This is a genomic window from Sagittula sp. SSi028 (assembly GCF_048553715.1).
In the GTDB taxonomy this organism is placed as follows: Bacteria; Pseudomonadota; Alphaproteobacteria; order Rhodobacterales; family Rhodobacteraceae; genus Sagittula.
Window position 1 is genome coordinate 1 of sequence record NZ_JBLZNC010000062.1, and the last position, 269, is coordinate 269.

General features: G+C 59.9%; 1 protein-coding gene. It reads right to left on the bottom strand.

Features of this window, described 5'->3' with window-relative positions:
* Positions 1-264: transposase family protein (locus tag ACN5AZ_RS18765; protein ID WP_419430405.1), on the bottom strand; the 264-nt coding region annotated here is incomplete at its 3' end.
* Positions 265-269: the final 5 nt, after the last annotated feature.

Below are 269 nucleotides of genomic sequence, written 5' to 3' on the forward strand. Positions count from 1 at the left end.
TGCCTGAGCTGGCCGACCACCCATCGCGCGACCGAGGTAGGCGACGAGGTCCTGAAATCGACCGGTCCGACGACCATAACGGCACGCAAGGTCATCTGGGACTTTCTCGCTGAAAGTCATGATGGAACACTGCGAGGTAACACAGCGGAACCGTCGCACCGACAAGCGCACCTGAACGGAGCGACCATGCGCCGGAAAATCCTTGAGGTGCCGGACGTAACGACCATGTTGACGGGTAGACCTCTGTCCGCAACCCGGGCAAATTACTC